The organism is Alkalihalobacterium elongatum (assembly GCF_019024285.1).
Taxonomy (GTDB): Bacteria; Bacillota; Bacilli; order Bacillales; family Bacillaceae_F; genus Alkalihalobacterium; species Alkalihalobacterium elongatum.
This window is the reverse complement of the sequence record NZ_WMKZ01000001.1, coordinates 485,990-499,949: the sequence shown is the minus strand read 5'-3', so window position 1 is coordinate 499,949 and position 13,960 is coordinate 485,990. Positions and strand designations below refer to the sequence as shown.

Below are 13,960 nucleotides of genomic sequence, written 5' to 3'. Positions count from 1 at the left end.
ACAAGTTAGAGTGAAAATAACTTGTGGGGTGCTTTTTCTATTGAATATTTTTTGGACATCTGTAACCAAGAAGAAGAGGAAGCGTCTATATAAATGAATAAGCATTCTGATTAACTCTGAAGTATATAAGGAGAGGTAAAAAAATGGAAAAAGGATCAAGGTTAATATTGACTGCCTTAATTGGTGTACTTTTACTAGGAGGTTGTGGAACAAAAGAGCAAGTAAAGCTTGATGTTGATGGTGAAGTTAAAGGAAATGGTATACAGGAAGAGCAAATCGACAATGACGAGATGGGTAAAATTGAAGAAAGATCAAATGAAAAAACTTTATCTTATTATATTGAGGGTGAGTTATATGAAAAGACCGCTTTATTAACAAAAGGTGACAATCAAGATTTTTCTATGTATCTTTTTAAAGAGTTTGAGCTCGTAGCTGAGGAGCCTAGGAAAGATGCTGTGGTTTCTAAAGAGGATGGAAGCGTCTTTATGAGGATTGAAATGCTACCGAATGATGTGGATATAAACAAAATAGAAACCGAAATACCTATCCGGGCAAAGGGTGTAAGTGTAGATTATTATCATAATGAAACAGCGTTAATGAGTGATTTTCTTGAAGGGGCTGTATGGTATAAGGCATACACAGAAGAATTTGTAGTTAGTGTAATTCTGATTAAGAGTAAAGATCAGCCAATGATTTTAACCATCCATACTCCACGCGAAAAAGAGGCCACCCCTCCGTTTTTAGCGATGGCAGAAACAATTGAGTAGACATTGGTTATAACAAAACCAATTTGAAAAAAGAAAAAGTAACAGCTATGCTGTTACTTTTTCTTTTTCTTTCCTTGCTTTGGTTGGTCGACAAGTTCACTAGAGGTTTCCTCATTAAACATGGATTCTGTAGGCGTTTGATTGTTTGTCAATGCTTTTCCTTCTTGGGGACGGCGTTTTCTCATAACGTGATCTCCTCCTTTAGGCTTTCGCTAGTAGTTTCACCATTACTAATAAAATTACACTTCAAAAACGGTTGTTTTGGTACTGTACAGTGCTGCTTCTTTTATAAAAACAATTTATACAATAAAAAGCTGTTAGAACCATATAATCAAATAAACCTTCCTTAAAACATTTGTTTTACCTTTTGAGTTTCTATGTTTGGATTATTATAAAAACTTTAACGGAATTTTCACGGACAAAGGAGGAACAAAAATGAATTATTATAATCAATTACAAAGTAGAAATTTAGTGGATGTAAACCGGCATCGACTCACGGTTGTTGGGGATGGAGAGGTGACTGCGACACCAGACATTGTTCAAATTACACTGGGTGTTCGAACTGATAGAGAAAATCCAAATGATGCGATCGAAGAAAATGCACGAATAGCAAATCAGATCATTCAAAGCTTAGAAAGTTTAGGTATACCACAAGAAAGAATTGAGACGAAATCCTATAATGTAAGGCCGATTTACGACTTTATTGAAGGTAAAAGTATTCTTAGAGGGTATGAAGTGGAACATTTATTTGATGTTATGGTGACTGACATCAATCAAGTTGGTGAAGCATTGAGTGCAAGTGCAAAGGCAGGTGCAAATATTGTTCAAGGACTACAGTTCAAGATTTCTAATCCACTTGAATATTATTTACAAGCACTGTCAATGGCAGTGCAGAGTAGTTCACGAAAAGCAAATCATATTGCTGGACAAATGGGTATTACTTTAACTCAACCTCCTATTAGCATAACTGAAATAAGAGATGAACCTGTATCAGTATTTCAGCCAGAAGGGATGGTTTTAGCTGCGACTTATGCTACAACTCCTCCGATCACTACGCAAGATGTAGTCATACGTGCTAAAGTGTCGGTAGTTTATTCATACAGTTAATTGTCACATTTTCGCCATAAATAAGCCAAAGATATATGTTACTATATATATAGTAATTATCGTATAAAGATATCTTATAGGGGTGAATACAATGAGCGCAGTAGCATTAATAGCAATTCTTAGTATCGGTGGATTAGCGATGGTAATTAGTATTACAATGTCATTAATGTTTATGAAAATGTCAGATGTAGATGCTAAAGACCCATTTCACACTAATCATTAATTATAAATATTTATAAACAGACTATCGCTTTATTGCGGTAGTTTTTTGTTTGGTTTTTTTCTCAAGAACCTTCTCATAGATTACGGAAACAGCCTTATATTTTTAACTAGAATGTAGTTTCATTTCTTAATAAACTGTAACTTTTATCTATATAAGCGAGCATTCTACTCATAATAATACTGATTTTTTGCATTGAGATTTATTTGGGGGTAGTATATATTCACTGAATGAATTGGAGGTATGATAGATGAGTATACATAACCATCAAAATTTACAATTAGCAACGTTTGCTGGTGGTTGTTTTTGGTGCATGGTGAAGCCTTTTGATGAATTTGAAGGAATTGAAAAAGTTGTTTCGGGCTATATGGGGGGCAACGTAGAAAACCCAACATATGAGCAAATAAAAACAGGAACGACTGGACATTACGAGGTTGTACAAATTACATTTAATCCAGAACTTTTCCCCTATGAAAAGCTTCTTGAAATTTATTGGCAACAAATTGATCCAACAGACCCTGACGGTCAATTCCACGATCGTGGACCACAATATCGTACAGCTATTTTTTTTCATAATCAAACCCAACAAAAAGAAGCTTTAACTTCTAGAGAAAAATTAGAGTCTATAAAAAGGTTTTCAAAACCAATTGTGACTTCAGTTATTGAGGCATCGACGTTTTTTCCAGCGGAAGAATATCATCAACATTATTACAAAAAGAATGCCAAGCATTATAAAGAAGATCGTAAAAAATCAGGCCGGGATGAGTTTATTGAACAACATTGGGACAACGACTAATCCTCATTTTTATGGATGGCACTTTTCTCTAGGATCTTCAGCAATTCTTAACAAATATACTTAACAAAAGGCATTCATTATTTTCAACTTAAAAGCTAATATTTCAAAACAAAAAAACAAATACTACTATTAACAAAAGAGAATCGTGAATAGCGGTTCTTTTTTGTTCGCCAAAACCAACAAATATATAAAATTATGTAAAATTACATAAAAAAATCGCAAAAATATGAACAAAAATATAAAAAACCTGATATAATCTATATTAGGATAGTTTTTTGGATCATTTTTTTCTGGGAGAGGAATGAGGGGATCAAATGCTAAAGAATAAAAAGGATATATTTTTATTTTTCAGAATAATCAGAAATATAGCGATTGGTATTGGCGTCTTTCTCCTCCTATTTGCGATCGTTGTATTTGTTACTGTTGAACAATGGGCAACTAAGGAAGAAGGGAAGTTACCTGTTAAAACAGCAGTAATCTTACATGCTATCAACGAAAATTTAGTCCCTCTTGATATAGAAATACCCAATTTCGCTAGAAGTAGTGGTGGAAGAAGTACAATGGTAAGAGAAAATGTTGAGATCCCAGTAAGGGATGGCTCTACAATACGTGGCAAGGTTTTTCGTCCTAACGGTGAAGGGCCTTATCCAATTATTATGTATTACCACGGTGGTGCGTTCTTGGAAGGTTATGGAAGCATTGAAACTCATGAAAATATTGTTCGTGCATTATCAGGTAGAACACAAAGTATTGTCGTTGCTGTCGGTTATCGTGTTGCACCTAATTATGTGTTTCCTACCGCAATTGAAGACGGCTACGATGCTCTACTGTGGGCGTACGATATGGTCGATCAATGGAATGGTGATGTCAATAAAATAGCTGTTGCTGGAGATAGTGCAGGGGGAAATATTGCTACAGTTATTGCAATGATGTCAAGAGATGAAGGTGGGCCAAAATTAACTGCACAGGTTCTTTATTATCCGTTAACAACGTTCCAAGATGTACCACTACCTTCTCGAAATGTATATGATAGTGGCTACTATTTACTTTCAAGGAGTGTTATGTATTTAGCGAGAGATAAATATACACCAGAGCAGGAAATGTGGTCAAGTCCTTACACATCTCCGCTTGAAGCTGAAAATTTAGCTGGATTACCTCCAACCTTAATCATTACAGCTGAATTTGACCCGCTTCGAGATGAAGGAGAGGCATATGGTAAACGATTACATGAATTTGGTGTTCCCGTAGAAACGATTCGCTACAAAGGTGTAATGCATGGATTTATTTCCTTTTATGAAGTCATGTACCGTGGGAACCACGGGTTGCAAAAGTCTGTTCACTACTTGAAGTCTGCATTTGAAGATGATATTTCACACGAATCTTATACAGTCAAAGTGGTAGATATTCAAGATGGAAAAGAAACATTCCGAGATCAGTTAGAAGCGTATGCAATGGCAGGATTCCTAATTGGGAAACAAGCATTTTCTATGTTACCAACACAATACACGATAATTAGATAGTTCAGGCTTTTTACAGCACTGGATTTTAAAAAGGATGACTCTTTAATGGTTAGCTCTTTTGATCGTATTATTGCTCTATGTAATAGATTTGCAATGATAACGAACTGGTGCTATACCGTTTGATATAGAGTCATTCTTTTTGCTTGCAAAATTATCAAGTGACCTCATTTGATTGATTTGCTTAAATTTGTTTAACTATAGGAAAGTCGCTGTCAATGTGGAGTGTTGATTTTTACTTGGAATTAAATTTACACCTGACTCCAAAAATAACGATTTTCATAGTCAATAGGCAAAGAACGAAGGATGGTGTTAGGATGTTAAAAAGACGCTTGGGAACAAGTGACTTATACGTTTCAGAGGTAGGTCTAGGGTGTATGTCACTATATGCTTCAAATGAAAAAGAAAGTATTGATATTATACATGCAGCGCTAGATAATGGAATGAATTTATTAGATACCGCTGATTTGTATGAGTTTGGACTTAATGAAGAGCTTGTCGGTAAAGCAATAAAAGGGAAAAGAGATCAAGTCATTTTAGCATCTAAAGTAGGAAATCGCTGGGACAAAAATAAAGAGGGATGGAGCTGGGATCCTTCTAAGAAATACATAAAAGCTGCAGTAAAGGATAGTTTGCGACGTCTTCAAACCGACTATATCGATTTATATCAACTACACGGCGGAACCATCGAAGACCCAATTGATGAAACAATTGAAGCATTTGAGGAATTAACTAAAGAAGGTTTTATTCGCTATTATGGCATCTCATCAATACGACCTAATGTAATACGGGAATATTGTAAAAAGTCAAATATAATTAGTGTGATGATGCAATATAGTCTTTTAGATCGCCGTCCAGAAGTTGACGTGTTTGATTTATTAAATGAACATAACATTAGTATCATCGCTAGAGGACCGTTGGCAAAAGGGGTCTTATCTTCAAATTGGCGAAATAAAATTGCTAATGGATACCTAGAATATACAGCTACTGAATTAAAAAGCTTATTACCTAAAATTAATAATATGCTGGAAAGTTATTCGATGACTAGTTTAGCACTTCGATATGTAACGGCATCACACACAGTTGCAACAACGATTCCTGGTGCAAGGACAATGGAGCAATTAGTGGATATTATCCAGGCTTATAATCAATTTGACACCATATCAGAACAGAAATTAGAAGAAGTAAAGGTAATGACAATACTTGAAAATTATAAAGGCCACTTATAGTTAAATTAGTTAAAACTATTTTAATTTTTTGTAAATTATATTGTTCGTAATAGAAAAATAGGTTATTCTATTTATAGAACAGTATTGGGGTGGTAATGTATGGCAACTAAAAGTGTAGAACTTTACCATAAGAGTGGACAGAACTATAAAATAGTTGACATTCCTCTTATAAACGAGAATGTATTTGTCGTTAATTATTATTTACAGTTGCTAATTGATGATATTGAGAAAAGTGCAAGTCCGAAAGCTGCCTATTCTTTTTCGCGTTTCGTAATAAAAAAGAGCGGATTAAAGGAATATAACAAAATTAAATCCTACAGTATTACCAAAACATTACATCAATTAGAGGCCCCAAGTTAATAAACGTTCTATAGCATATTAATCGATCATTACTACAGATTAAAACCTAATTAAAGAGCTATGTCTACTTTTAACAGTAGACGCAGCTCTTATTGTTTTGATAACGCTCAATTAAAACGCCCAATTCCCACTTCTAAATAACGGTTCACGATCACCATCAGCTGTAATTCCATCGATGTTCATATCCGCTGAACCAATCATGAAATCAACGTGTGTAATACTTGTATTTAAACCATTCTTTTGTAACTCTTCTTTGGACATCGTTTTTCCACCTTCTAGGTTAAATGCATACGCACTTCCTAAAGCTAAGTGGTTGGATGCATTTTCATCAAATAATGTATTGTAAAAAATAATGTTTGAGTTTGAAATTGGTGAATCATGTGGTACTAAAGCTACTTCACCTAAATAGGCAGAACCTTCATCTGTTTCAACAAGACGTTTTAATGTTTCATAACCTTCCTCAGCTGTATATTCTACAACTTTTCCATCTTTAAATGTAAGAGTAAAGTTTTGAATAAGCGTTCCACCATAGTTTAATGGTTTCGTACTAGATACCGTTCCATTTACGCCGTCTTTTTTAGCTGCTGTAAACACTTCTTCAGTCGGTAAGTTCGCAACGAAATATACATCTTGTTCGTTGTTACTCCCTGCACCAGCCCATAAGTGTTTTTCAGGAAGCTCGATCGTTAAATCTGTACTAGGAGCTGTATAGTGGAGTTTTTGAAAACGTTTCTTATTTAGGAAGTCAACTTTGCTCGTTAGGTTTTCACAATGCTCTTTCCAAGCTGAAACAGGGTCTTCAAGTTCAACGCGTGTTGCGCTGAAAATCGCATTCCAAAGTTTTTCAACCGCTACTTCTTCAGACTCATTAGGGAATACTTTTTGAGCCCAACCTGGTGCAGATGCGGCGATCACTGTCCAGCTAATTTTGTCAGATTGAACATAAGATCGGAATGTGTCCATCGCTTGGCCTGATGCCTTATTGGCATTGGCAATACGCTCTGGGTTTACACCTTTAAGCAAATCAGGATTGCTAGCGACAATGCTCATAAAAGCAGCGCCATTTTCAGCCATTTCTTCATAGCCTTTCGCTTTCCATAGTGGGAATTCATGAAACGCTTCATCAGGTGCATTTTTATATTTAATAAGTGCAATTTCTTCGTCATTCCACTCCACATGTACATTTTTTGCACCAACTTCGTAAGCTTTCTTCGCTACTAGACGAACAAAATCGACAGCTGCCAGAGGTGCATTGATTACTAGAGTTTGATTTTTTTGAATATTGACACCGACTTTTACTGCTAAATCAGCATATTTTTCAAGTTTTAATTGTAAATTCTCCATTTATTTCCCTCACTTATGTATAATTTCTATTACAAGATTATTTTAACAGGTTCTTATCAATTTGAAAAAAGAAAACAGTTCACTATCAATAAAATTTACGAAAACAGCTAATAAAAAAGAGGGTTCTAGCCCCTCTAATGTATATTAATGAAGTTTACTACTTATATTCATGACATATTATTTTCTTCCATACTGTACAAACATTCTCTCGTCTTCAATAAGACCACATGCTCCGCACTGAATTTTTATTGAGGGTCCACGATAAGGCAGATGAAAAGGATCCAGTTGTTCATTAGAATATTCTTCAATAACCTCACCTGTTTGTGGATTTAGTTTTACAGCTTGAGCAATTTGTTCAATACGGTTAAACCGCGATCGGTTTGTTTTACAATTAGGACACAAATATGGTTCCGCCATAAGTCACACCTCCTAATAAAAGTATTTCCATTTTATTTCATGAATACTCTCTCTAGAGAAAGAAGGGAAAACGATGAATGTAAGATTAGCTCTCAAATAAAAGATATTGAAGTAATTGCCGATATTCATGTTGCAAGCTGGAAGACAACCTATAAAGGAATTGTACCTAAAGATTATTTGGCTTCATTAAAAGTGGAAGATCGACAGAAAATGTGGACACGAGTTCTTTCTACTGATAGTCACCCCACAACTGTTCTTGTTATTGAAGAAGATGATAAAATCTTTGGGTTTGCTGCAGTTGGGAAAGAACGAACAGGAAAATTTAAGGATATTGATGGTGAGCTGTACGCTATCTATTTATACGAAAATTCGCAAAGAAAAGGTGGGGGAAAACAGTTGGTTGGAATGGCTGCAGAAGTTTTAAAGGAAAAAGGATTTTAAGGACTATTAGTTTGGGTGCTCGATGCTAATACAGCCAAACGTTTTTACAAAGAAGCGTAAAATGGAGTCTATTTAAATAGTGAAGAAATTGAAATTGGTGGCCAATCGTTTAAAGAGGTTGCATACGGTTGGGAAAATTTAGATCAGTTAATTTTTAAATAAGAGAAAACCAATGGCACACCTTACTAAAAAAATGTAAGCGTTTCCATTGACCGATTGATACTTTCATAGAATAATATAAGGGGAGAGGAAAGGAAATAATCGTAGAAGGGTGATTGTTTTGAAAAACTACAGATTAGAAACAGAGGTCATTCACAAAGGTTATGATAGTCAATCATATCAAGGGAGTTTAACCCCCCCGCTTTTTCAATCTTCAACATTTACGATGAGATCTGCAGAGCAAGGAGAAAGACGATTTGCAGGCGAAGAAGAAGGTTATATTTACTCTAGATTAGGTAACCCGACTGTAACAGTATTAGAAGAGCGTATTGCCGAATTAGAAGGAGGAGAAGCAGGGCTGGCTTTTAGCTCAGGTATGGCTGCTGTTTCCGCGACATTATTTGGTCTTATTCGTTCAGGAGACCATATTCTTGTTTCTGAAGGAGTTTACGGGTGTACCTATGGATTATTAGAATTGTTAAAAGACCGATTTAATGTCGATTATGATTTAATTGCTATGGATGAAGAGGCACATATTCGTTCATTTATTCGGCCAGAAACAAAGGTCATCTATATTGAAACACCAATTAATCCAACGATGAAACTAGTTGACCTTAAGCTAGTTTGTAAGCTTGGTAAAGAAGTTGGGGCAAAAGTTGTTGTAGATAATACATTTGCAACACCTTATTTACAACAACCGATTTCATTTGGTGCTGATGTTGTTGTTCATAGTGCCACGAAATACATTAGTGGGCATGGTGATGTTGTTGCTGGACTTATGGTAGGAAGCCGAGAATTTGTAAATGAAGTCCGTATGACTACGCAAAAGGATATTGGCGGTATCATTAGTCCATTTGATGCATGGTTATTAATCCGGGGCCTAAAAACACTTCCAGTTCGTATGGATCGTCATTGTTCAAATGCAGAGAAATTAGCAGAAAAAATGAAAGCGCATACAAAAATAAAGAAGATTATCTTTCCAGGAGACGACCATTTTCCTCAATCGAGTATTGTAGCATCTCAGATGAAGCAAGCAGGAGGAATGATTAGCTTCCTGATCGACGGTGGAAAGGAAACTGCTCAACGATTTATGAATGAATTAAATTTAATTAAAATTGCGGTTAGCTTAGGAGATGCAGAAACGCTTATTCAACATCCTGCAACGATGACACATTCTGTAGTTCCTGAAGACAAACGACAAACGATGGGGATTGGACCGGAGTTACTTCGTTTATCAGTTGGATTAGAGGCATGGGAAGATATTTGGGCAGATATTGAGCAGGCATTAGAGAAAATATAAAAATGTTCTTAGCTTAACGAATTGTTTATAAAAAGGATGACTCAACATAGTGTAAGGGCTTAAAGCCTCACTTATGAGTCATCCTTTAATCTTGTTCTTGCTAAAATTTAATAGTGCTTTCTTATAAAAGTTGTCCAACAAGGAGAGTTTTACTCAGCAATAACTTCATTTACGATTTCCATTACAGAATTTCGTGTTAATTTTTCTTGTCCAGCTTCAATCGCGTCTAATGTACTAAATGCGAGGGCTAGTGGAATTTTACAGAAATAGTAGACAGGTCCTACTGTTAAATCTTTCGTATATTCGTCCCCTAATTCGAGATTTTTGCGAGCATATTCAAACATATCTTTCATATCCCAACCGTTAGGAAAGAAGTCTACATCGTCTCGCGATAAATCTTCATCACGATTCCGGATCATGTTAACGGCTTGAAGCCCGCGCCCGAAGCCGATAGCAAGGTCACGGTCACATTCAGTGCCGTCATACCATCTCCAAAGATCAGACAGCATGACACCCACTAATCCAGCAACATAATATGTATACTCATCTAGATCTTCTTTATTGTCAATTTTAAATGCTTTGTTTACCCACTTTCCCATACCTTCAGCCATCTCTGATGTAGCATTTACCACTGCTTGTGAAGCAGATTCTGGACAAAGAGTGATCCAGTCATTTAATTGTAGTGTAACTTCTGGTAAAGAAGATTTATATGGATCAAATAATGCGTTGAATTCCGTTTTGTTCACTTCATTTTTTAACATAATACTGATTTTATTTAATAAATTAACTTTTATTTCTTTTGAAAGTGAGGGGCTGTCTTCAATTTCGTCAATAGCTCTCATACACAGATAAGCAGACATGACAGCTTCTTCTAACTCATCTGGTAGTTTGCTTATAGGAATAAAGAATGTCCGACTAGTTTCCATTAGAACTCGTTTCGCTCGATCATAGAGCTTCGTGTTTTCGGTCATATAGTGTACCTTCCTTCCGTTGTATGTTCTTAATTAAAATTTTAGACTAATTCTGCTCGAATTACCAGAAACACCGTTTTTTTCTATCTATTTAATTTTGGTTTATCGTTAATATTGTGTGGCGTCCATTTAAAATGTAGTGTGTACTTGCTATTATTATTGGTTTTTTTATAAAAATGGTATGGTACATGCACAATTCTTCATACAATGGGAGCGACTGACAAATTAGAAGGGAGTCGTTACCATGAATCACTATCAAGATCATCAACACGGTCACGCGAGCGCTCCGCAAATGGTTTCTTTAGTTGACCCTTACGTATATCAAACGTTACAAACAATTATCGGCAGAACTGTTGTTGTTCAAACAGCCCAAGGAAATATTCGTGGCGCATTAACTGACGTAAAACCTGATCATGTTGTTGTAGATGTTGCAGGATCGCCATTTTTTATACGAATTCAGAGTATTATTTGGGTATTACCACAGTAAAACCGATAGTTAACTGCTAACTTTATGGTTAGGAGAGAAAGGGGAGACGGTCATTGATAATACGTTTTGATAAGATGTTAATAGACTTACCGAGACCAGAGTATTCTGATCCTAATGGTGCATCAGCTGTTCAAGAGTTACTCGGCGGAAAGTTTGGCGAGATGTCTACATTAAATAATTATATGTACCAATCTTTTAATTTCCGTAATAAAAAGAAGTTTAAACCGTTTTATGATTTAGTTGCAAGTATTACAGCTGAAGAATTTGGCCATGTTCAGCTAGTATCCAATACAATTAATATCATGTTAAATAATACAACATTCCCTGGAGACCCAGATATCGCCCCGATGCAAACAGCGAAAGATTTAAGATTTCATCACCATTTCATAGATACAGCACAAACAGCAAAACCTGCTGATTCACACGGGCGCCCGTGGACAGGAGATAATGTCTTTAATAGTGGCAATTTATTATTAGATTTAATTCATAATTTCTTCTTAGAGTGTGGGGCGAGAACACATAAAATGCGTGTATACGAAATGACTGAAAATCCGACTGCGCGTGAAATGATCGGCTATTTACTTGTACGTGGTGGAGTTCATATTGTTGCATATGCAAAGGCTATTGAAGTGGTTACAGGTGTCGATATGACAAAGATGCTTCCGGTACCTAATTTAAGTAACCGTGCGTTTGAAACAGCGCAGAAATTTGAAGATGAAGGCATTCATACCAAGTTATACACATGGAGTCCAACAGACTTCCGTGATATTAATAAAATTTGGAAAGGAACTCATCCAGAAGATGGAAGGCCATTAGAAGTTGTGATTGGTGCCCCTGAAGGCGCGCCAACTCCTGACTATGAAGAATTACCAGAAGAATTTGCCCCAGGCATTTCGGCTGAAGATTATCAGGAAATAGTCAAACGCTTAATGCGATCTGCTGGATTATAGGCAACGGGTGCCATGCGCACCCGTTTTGTTCATTTTTTTTGCGTTAAGAATTCAATGACTTGATCTAATGGTTGGTCGACCTTGAAATATTTTTCAAAGGGACAGCCTTTTTTATTTAAGCGCTTAATAATCGTATCAATCGTAAAATGAGTAGGCGCTAATTGTTCATTAACTTCCTCCCAAAATAACGGGGTAGCCACGGTAGCTTCTTTACGTCCTCTTGCAGAATAAGGAGCAATAATCGTTTTTCCTTCCGCATGCTGTATATAATCCACATAAAGTCGTTTTCCACGATTTTTTTTCATGCGCTCAATTGTAAATAAATCAGGTTCTGTTGAAACAAGAAAATCAGCAACGAAAGAAGTAAATATTCGTGTCTCTTCAAACGAATATTTCTCCCCCTTTAAAGGTAAATGCACTTGAATCCCTTTACCGCCAGATGTTTTCACAAATGGGTGTAGACCGAGCTGATCACATATTTCTTTTATCATTTGTGCGCCTTTTACCGCGACTTGAAAATCATCAACCGAGTGTGGATCTAGGTCAAATACGATTTCTCTAGGCTTATGAGAATTAATGTTTTGAAATGGAATATGAAATTCAATGGCTCCTTGATTCCCCAACCATAATAAAGTATCAAATGATTGACATACAATATAATTTATCCCCTCATGCATAGAGGAATCTACAAATGAAGGAGCATAGTCTGGGATATTTTTTTGAAAGAAAGCCTCACCCTCAACCCCATTAGGGTAACGAACAACGGTCAAATGACGATCTTTTAAAAACGGTAGAAAATAAGGTGAGATGGCTTTAATGTATTCAATATATTCCTTTTTTGTAAAAGATATAGTTTTCCAATAAACTTTGTCTGGGCTTGTGATTTCCACTTCATGTTGGGTGACTGGAGGTAGATTGTTATTTCTTAATTGATCAATAGTGCAGTCCGCATAAGATAAATCAAAACGAAATTGTTCAAAAGAAGGTTCCCTTAATTGTTCTTTGTAAAATTGTAAATACTTTACTTCAAGACATATTCCAGGATCCACTTTTATAATTTGTTTATCCTCACTCGATTTATTATTTCTTATGGTTTCAATTAAAGCTCTTTCTTCTTCGTTTTTTATTCCATGTTTAAATAGCCCGATCGGCACGATTTTTCCGTTATTCCATAAGCCGACGTGAAAATAACCGTTCTCTTTCTCATATGCAGTAATAAAACAGTTGATCCGTTTATAGTTTTTTATTTTCAACCAGGAACGTGTTCTTCCATATTCCCATTTACTATGAGCGAGCTTGGCAATGACGCCTTCACTATCATGATCAAGTGCTTGTTCCCAAATTCGCTCAAAAGAATTATACGATCGAACTAACTTAAATGTAGGTTCCTGTTTAACCTTTTCTATATCAAAGAAATCGTATAAATGTTGTTTACGAGTCATATAACTTTCATTTTTGAAATTTTTACCATTTAGTTCGAGGAGATCAAATACGCAAAATGTAACAGGACGGTTCTTAGCTTCAGTTTTAATTGTTTCCTCATTCCTTAATCTTCCACGTCTTTGTATCGCTTCAAAGTCTCCTTTGCACTCATTTTCCAGAACAACAATTTCTCCGTCTAGTTCAAGTGGAAGTAAATCTTTAATTTCCGCTTGAATGTTTTTGCTAGCAACCACGAGTTCAGGAAAATGTTCATTTAAAATCCGCCCATTTTTACTAATAAGGGAAAACTCTGAATTACTCCATTTAAGAAGGCAACGGTACCCATCATATTTGATTTCAAATTGCCACTTATCCCCGACTGGTGTTTCAAAAGACAAAGTCGGACTCATTGGTTTTTTCATGCTGTACGTTCCTTTCTTTTACTAATTACCTTTAGTTTACCCAGATGAGTG

16 protein-coding genes are annotated in these 13,960 nt (G+C 35.8%); 11 read left to right on the top strand and 5 right to left on the bottom strand.

The window, feature by feature from the left end:
* Positions 1 to 143 precede the first annotated feature (143 nt).
* On the top strand, positions 144 to 767 hold the full coding sequence (locus GKP30_RS02550; protein WP_216827809.1) for a hypothetical protein: 624 nt from the start codon (positions 144 to 146) through the stop codon (positions 765 to 767).
* Between the two features lie 53 nt (positions 768 to 820).
* On the opposite strand, the gene GKP30_RS23705 is transcribed toward GKP30_RS02550, so the two are convergent.
* A complete protein-coding gene (locus GKP30_RS23705) occupies positions 821 to 952 on the bottom strand; it encodes a hypothetical protein (protein ID WP_268884651.1) in 132 nt (43 codons plus the stop codon).
* 250 nt (positions 953 to 1,202) lie between these two features.
* On the opposite strand from GKP30_RS23705, the gene GKP30_RS02545 reads away from it, so the two are divergent.
* From GKP30_RS02545 to GKP30_RS02525, 6 genes are all read left to right on the top strand, one after another.
* Positions 1,203 to 1,874 (top strand): SIMPL domain-containing protein, encoded by a 672-nt coding sequence (locus GKP30_RS02545; protein WP_216827808.1) that lies wholly within the window; start codon positions 1,203 to 1,205, stop codon positions 1,872 to 1,874.
* A 91-nt stretch (positions 1,875 to 1,965) separates the two neighbouring features.
* Positions 1,966 to 2,097, top strand: coding sequence for a hypothetical protein (locus tag GKP30_RS23700; protein ID WP_268884650.1), 132 nt, complete (start codon positions 1,966 to 1,968; stop codon positions 2,095 to 2,097).
* 247 nt (positions 2,098 to 2,344) lie between these two features.
* A complete protein-coding gene (gene msrA / locus GKP30_RS02540; RefSeq protein ID WP_216827807.1) occupies positions 2,345 to 2,890 on the top strand; it encodes a peptide-methionine (S)-S-oxide reductase MsrA in 546 nt (181 codons plus the stop codon).
* A gap of 314 nt (positions 2,891 to 3,204) precedes the next feature.
* Positions 3,205 to 4,410 (top strand): alpha/beta hydrolase, encoded by a 1,206-nt coding sequence (locus tag GKP30_RS02535; RefSeq protein ID WP_216827806.1) that lies wholly within the window; start codon positions 3,205 to 3,207, stop codon positions 4,408 to 4,410.
* Positions 4,411 to 4,724: 314 nt separating this feature from the next.
* The gene (locus GKP30_RS02530) at positions 4,725 to 5,636 is read left to right on the top strand and encodes an aldo/keto reductase (protein WP_216827805.1); all 912 of its coding nucleotides are present in this window, start codon (positions 4,725 to 4,727) and stop codon (positions 5,634 to 5,636) included.
* A gap of 99 nt (positions 5,637 to 5,735) precedes the next feature.
* Positions 5,736 to 5,996 (top strand): DUF2535 family protein, encoded by a 261-nt coding sequence (locus GKP30_RS02525; RefSeq protein ID WP_216827804.1) that lies wholly within the window; start codon positions 5,736 to 5,738, stop codon positions 5,994 to 5,996.
* A 111-nt stretch (positions 5,997 to 6,107) separates the two neighbouring features.
* On the opposite strand, the gene GKP30_RS02520 is transcribed toward GKP30_RS02525, so the two are convergent.
* Together GKP30_RS02520 and GKP30_RS02515 are read right to left on the bottom strand one after the other, a co-directional pair.
* The gene (locus tag GKP30_RS02520) at positions 6,108 to 7,340 is read right to left on the bottom strand and encodes an aminopeptidase (protein WP_216827803.1); all 1,233 of its coding nucleotides are present in this window, start codon (positions 7,338 to 7,340) and stop codon (positions 6,108 to 6,110) included.
* A 177-nt stretch (positions 7,341 to 7,517) separates the two neighbouring features.
* Positions 7,518 to 7,757, bottom strand: a complete 240-nt coding sequence (locus tag GKP30_RS02515) for a DNA alkylation repair protein (RefSeq protein WP_216827802.1) — start codon at positions 7,755 to 7,757, stop codon at positions 7,518 to 7,520.
* Between the two features lie 39 nt (positions 7,758 to 7,796).
* On the opposite strand from GKP30_RS02515, the gene GKP30_RS02510 reads away from it, so the two are divergent.
* Both GKP30_RS02510 and megL read left to right on the top strand, forming a co-directional pair.
* On the top strand, positions 7,797 to 8,198 hold the full coding sequence (locus tag GKP30_RS02510) for a GNAT family N-acetyltransferase (protein WP_216827801.1): 402 nt from the start codon (positions 7,797 to 7,799) through the stop codon (positions 8,196 to 8,198).
* A 274-nt stretch (positions 8,199 to 8,472) separates the two neighbouring features.
* The gene (gene megL / locus GKP30_RS02505) at positions 8,473 to 9,657 is read left to right on the top strand and encodes a methionine gamma-lyase (protein WP_216828081.1); all 1,185 of its coding nucleotides are present in this window, start codon (positions 8,473 to 8,475) and stop codon (positions 9,655 to 9,657) included.
* 149 nt (positions 9,658 to 9,806) lie between these two features.
* On the opposite strand, the gene GKP30_RS02500 is transcribed toward megL, so the two are convergent.
* Positions 9,807 to 10,628: a squalene/phytoene synthase family protein gene (locus tag GKP30_RS02500; RefSeq protein WP_216827800.1), complete on the bottom strand. Its 822-nt coding sequence runs from the start codon at positions 10,626 to 10,628 to the stop codon at positions 9,807 to 9,809.
* Between the two features lie 244 nt (positions 10,629 to 10,872).
* Here GKP30_RS02500 and GKP30_RS02495 point away from each other — a divergent pair, with 244 nt between their 5' ends.
* Positions 10,873 to 11,115: a YuzF family protein gene (locus tag GKP30_RS02495; protein ID WP_216827799.1), complete on the top strand. Its 243-nt coding sequence runs from the start codon at positions 10,873 to 10,875 to the stop codon at positions 11,113 to 11,115.
* Between the two features lie 53 nt (positions 11,116 to 11,168).
* Positions 11,169 to 12,065 carry a manganese catalase family protein gene (locus GKP30_RS02490; protein ID WP_216827798.1) on the top strand — a complete coding sequence of 299 codons (897 nt, stop codon included), beginning with the start codon at positions 11,169 to 11,171 and terminating at the stop codon, positions 12,063 to 12,065.
* 29 nt (positions 12,066 to 12,094) lie between these two features.
* Here GKP30_RS02490 and GKP30_RS02485 read toward each other — a convergent pair whose 3' ends face one another.
* The gene (locus GKP30_RS02485) at positions 12,095 to 13,909 is read right to left on the bottom strand and encodes a DNA ligase D (protein WP_216827797.1); all 1,815 of its coding nucleotides are present in this window, start codon (positions 13,907 to 13,909) and stop codon (positions 12,095 to 12,097) included.
* Positions 13,910 to 13,960: the final 51 nt, after the last annotated feature.

Excerpts from the sequence above, each read along its gene's own strand:
- GKP30_RS02550 (WP_216827809.1), top strand. The coding sequence starts at position 144 with ATGGAAAAAGGATCAAGGTTAATATTGACTGCCTTAATTGGTGTACTT.
- GKP30_RS23705 (WP_268884651.1), bottom strand. The coding sequence starts at position 952 with ATGAGAAAACGCCGTCCCCAAGAAGGAAAAGCATTGACAAACAATCAA.
- GKP30_RS02545 (WP_216827808.1), top strand. The coding sequence starts at position 1,203 with ATGAATTATTATAATCAATTACAAAGTAGAAATTTAGTGGATGTAAAC.
- GKP30_RS23700 (WP_268884650.1), top strand. The coding sequence starts at position 1,966 with ATGAGCGCAGTAGCATTAATAGCAATTCTTAGTATCGGTGGATTAGCG.
- msrA (WP_216827807.1), top strand. The coding sequence starts at position 2,345 with ATGAGTATACATAACCATCAAAATTTACAATTAGCAACGTTTGCTGGT.
- GKP30_RS02535 (WP_216827806.1), top strand. The coding sequence starts at position 3,205 with ATGCTAAAGAATAAAAAGGATATATTTTTATTTTTCAGAATAATCAGA.
- GKP30_RS02530 (WP_216827805.1), top strand. The coding sequence starts at position 4,725 with ATGTTAAAAAGACGCTTGGGAACAAGTGACTTATACGTTTCAGAGGTA.
- GKP30_RS02525 (WP_216827804.1), top strand. The coding sequence starts at position 5,736 with ATGGCAACTAAAAGTGTAGAACTTTACCATAAGAGTGGACAGAACTAT.
- GKP30_RS02520 (WP_216827803.1), bottom strand. The coding sequence starts at position 7,340 with ATGGAGAATTTACAATTAAAACTTGAAAAATATGCTGATTTAGCAGTA.
- GKP30_RS02515 (WP_216827802.1), bottom strand. The coding sequence starts at position 7,757 with ATGGCGGAACCATATTTGTGTCCTAATTGTAAAACAAACCGATCGCGG.
- GKP30_RS02510 (WP_216827801.1), top strand. The coding sequence starts at position 7,797 with ATGAATACTCTCTCTAGAGAAAGAAGGGAAAACGATGAATGTAAGATT.
- GKP30_RS02500 (WP_216827800.1), bottom strand. The coding sequence starts at position 10,628 with ATGACCGAAAACACGAAGCTCTATGATCGAGCGAAACGAGTTCTAATG.
- GKP30_RS02495 (WP_216827799.1), top strand. The coding sequence starts at position 10,873 with ATGAATCACTATCAAGATCATCAACACGGTCACGCGAGCGCTCCGCAA.
- GKP30_RS02485 (WP_216827797.1), bottom strand. The coding sequence starts at position 13,909 with ATGAAAAAACCAATGAGTCCGACTTTGTCTTTTGAAACACCAGTCGGG.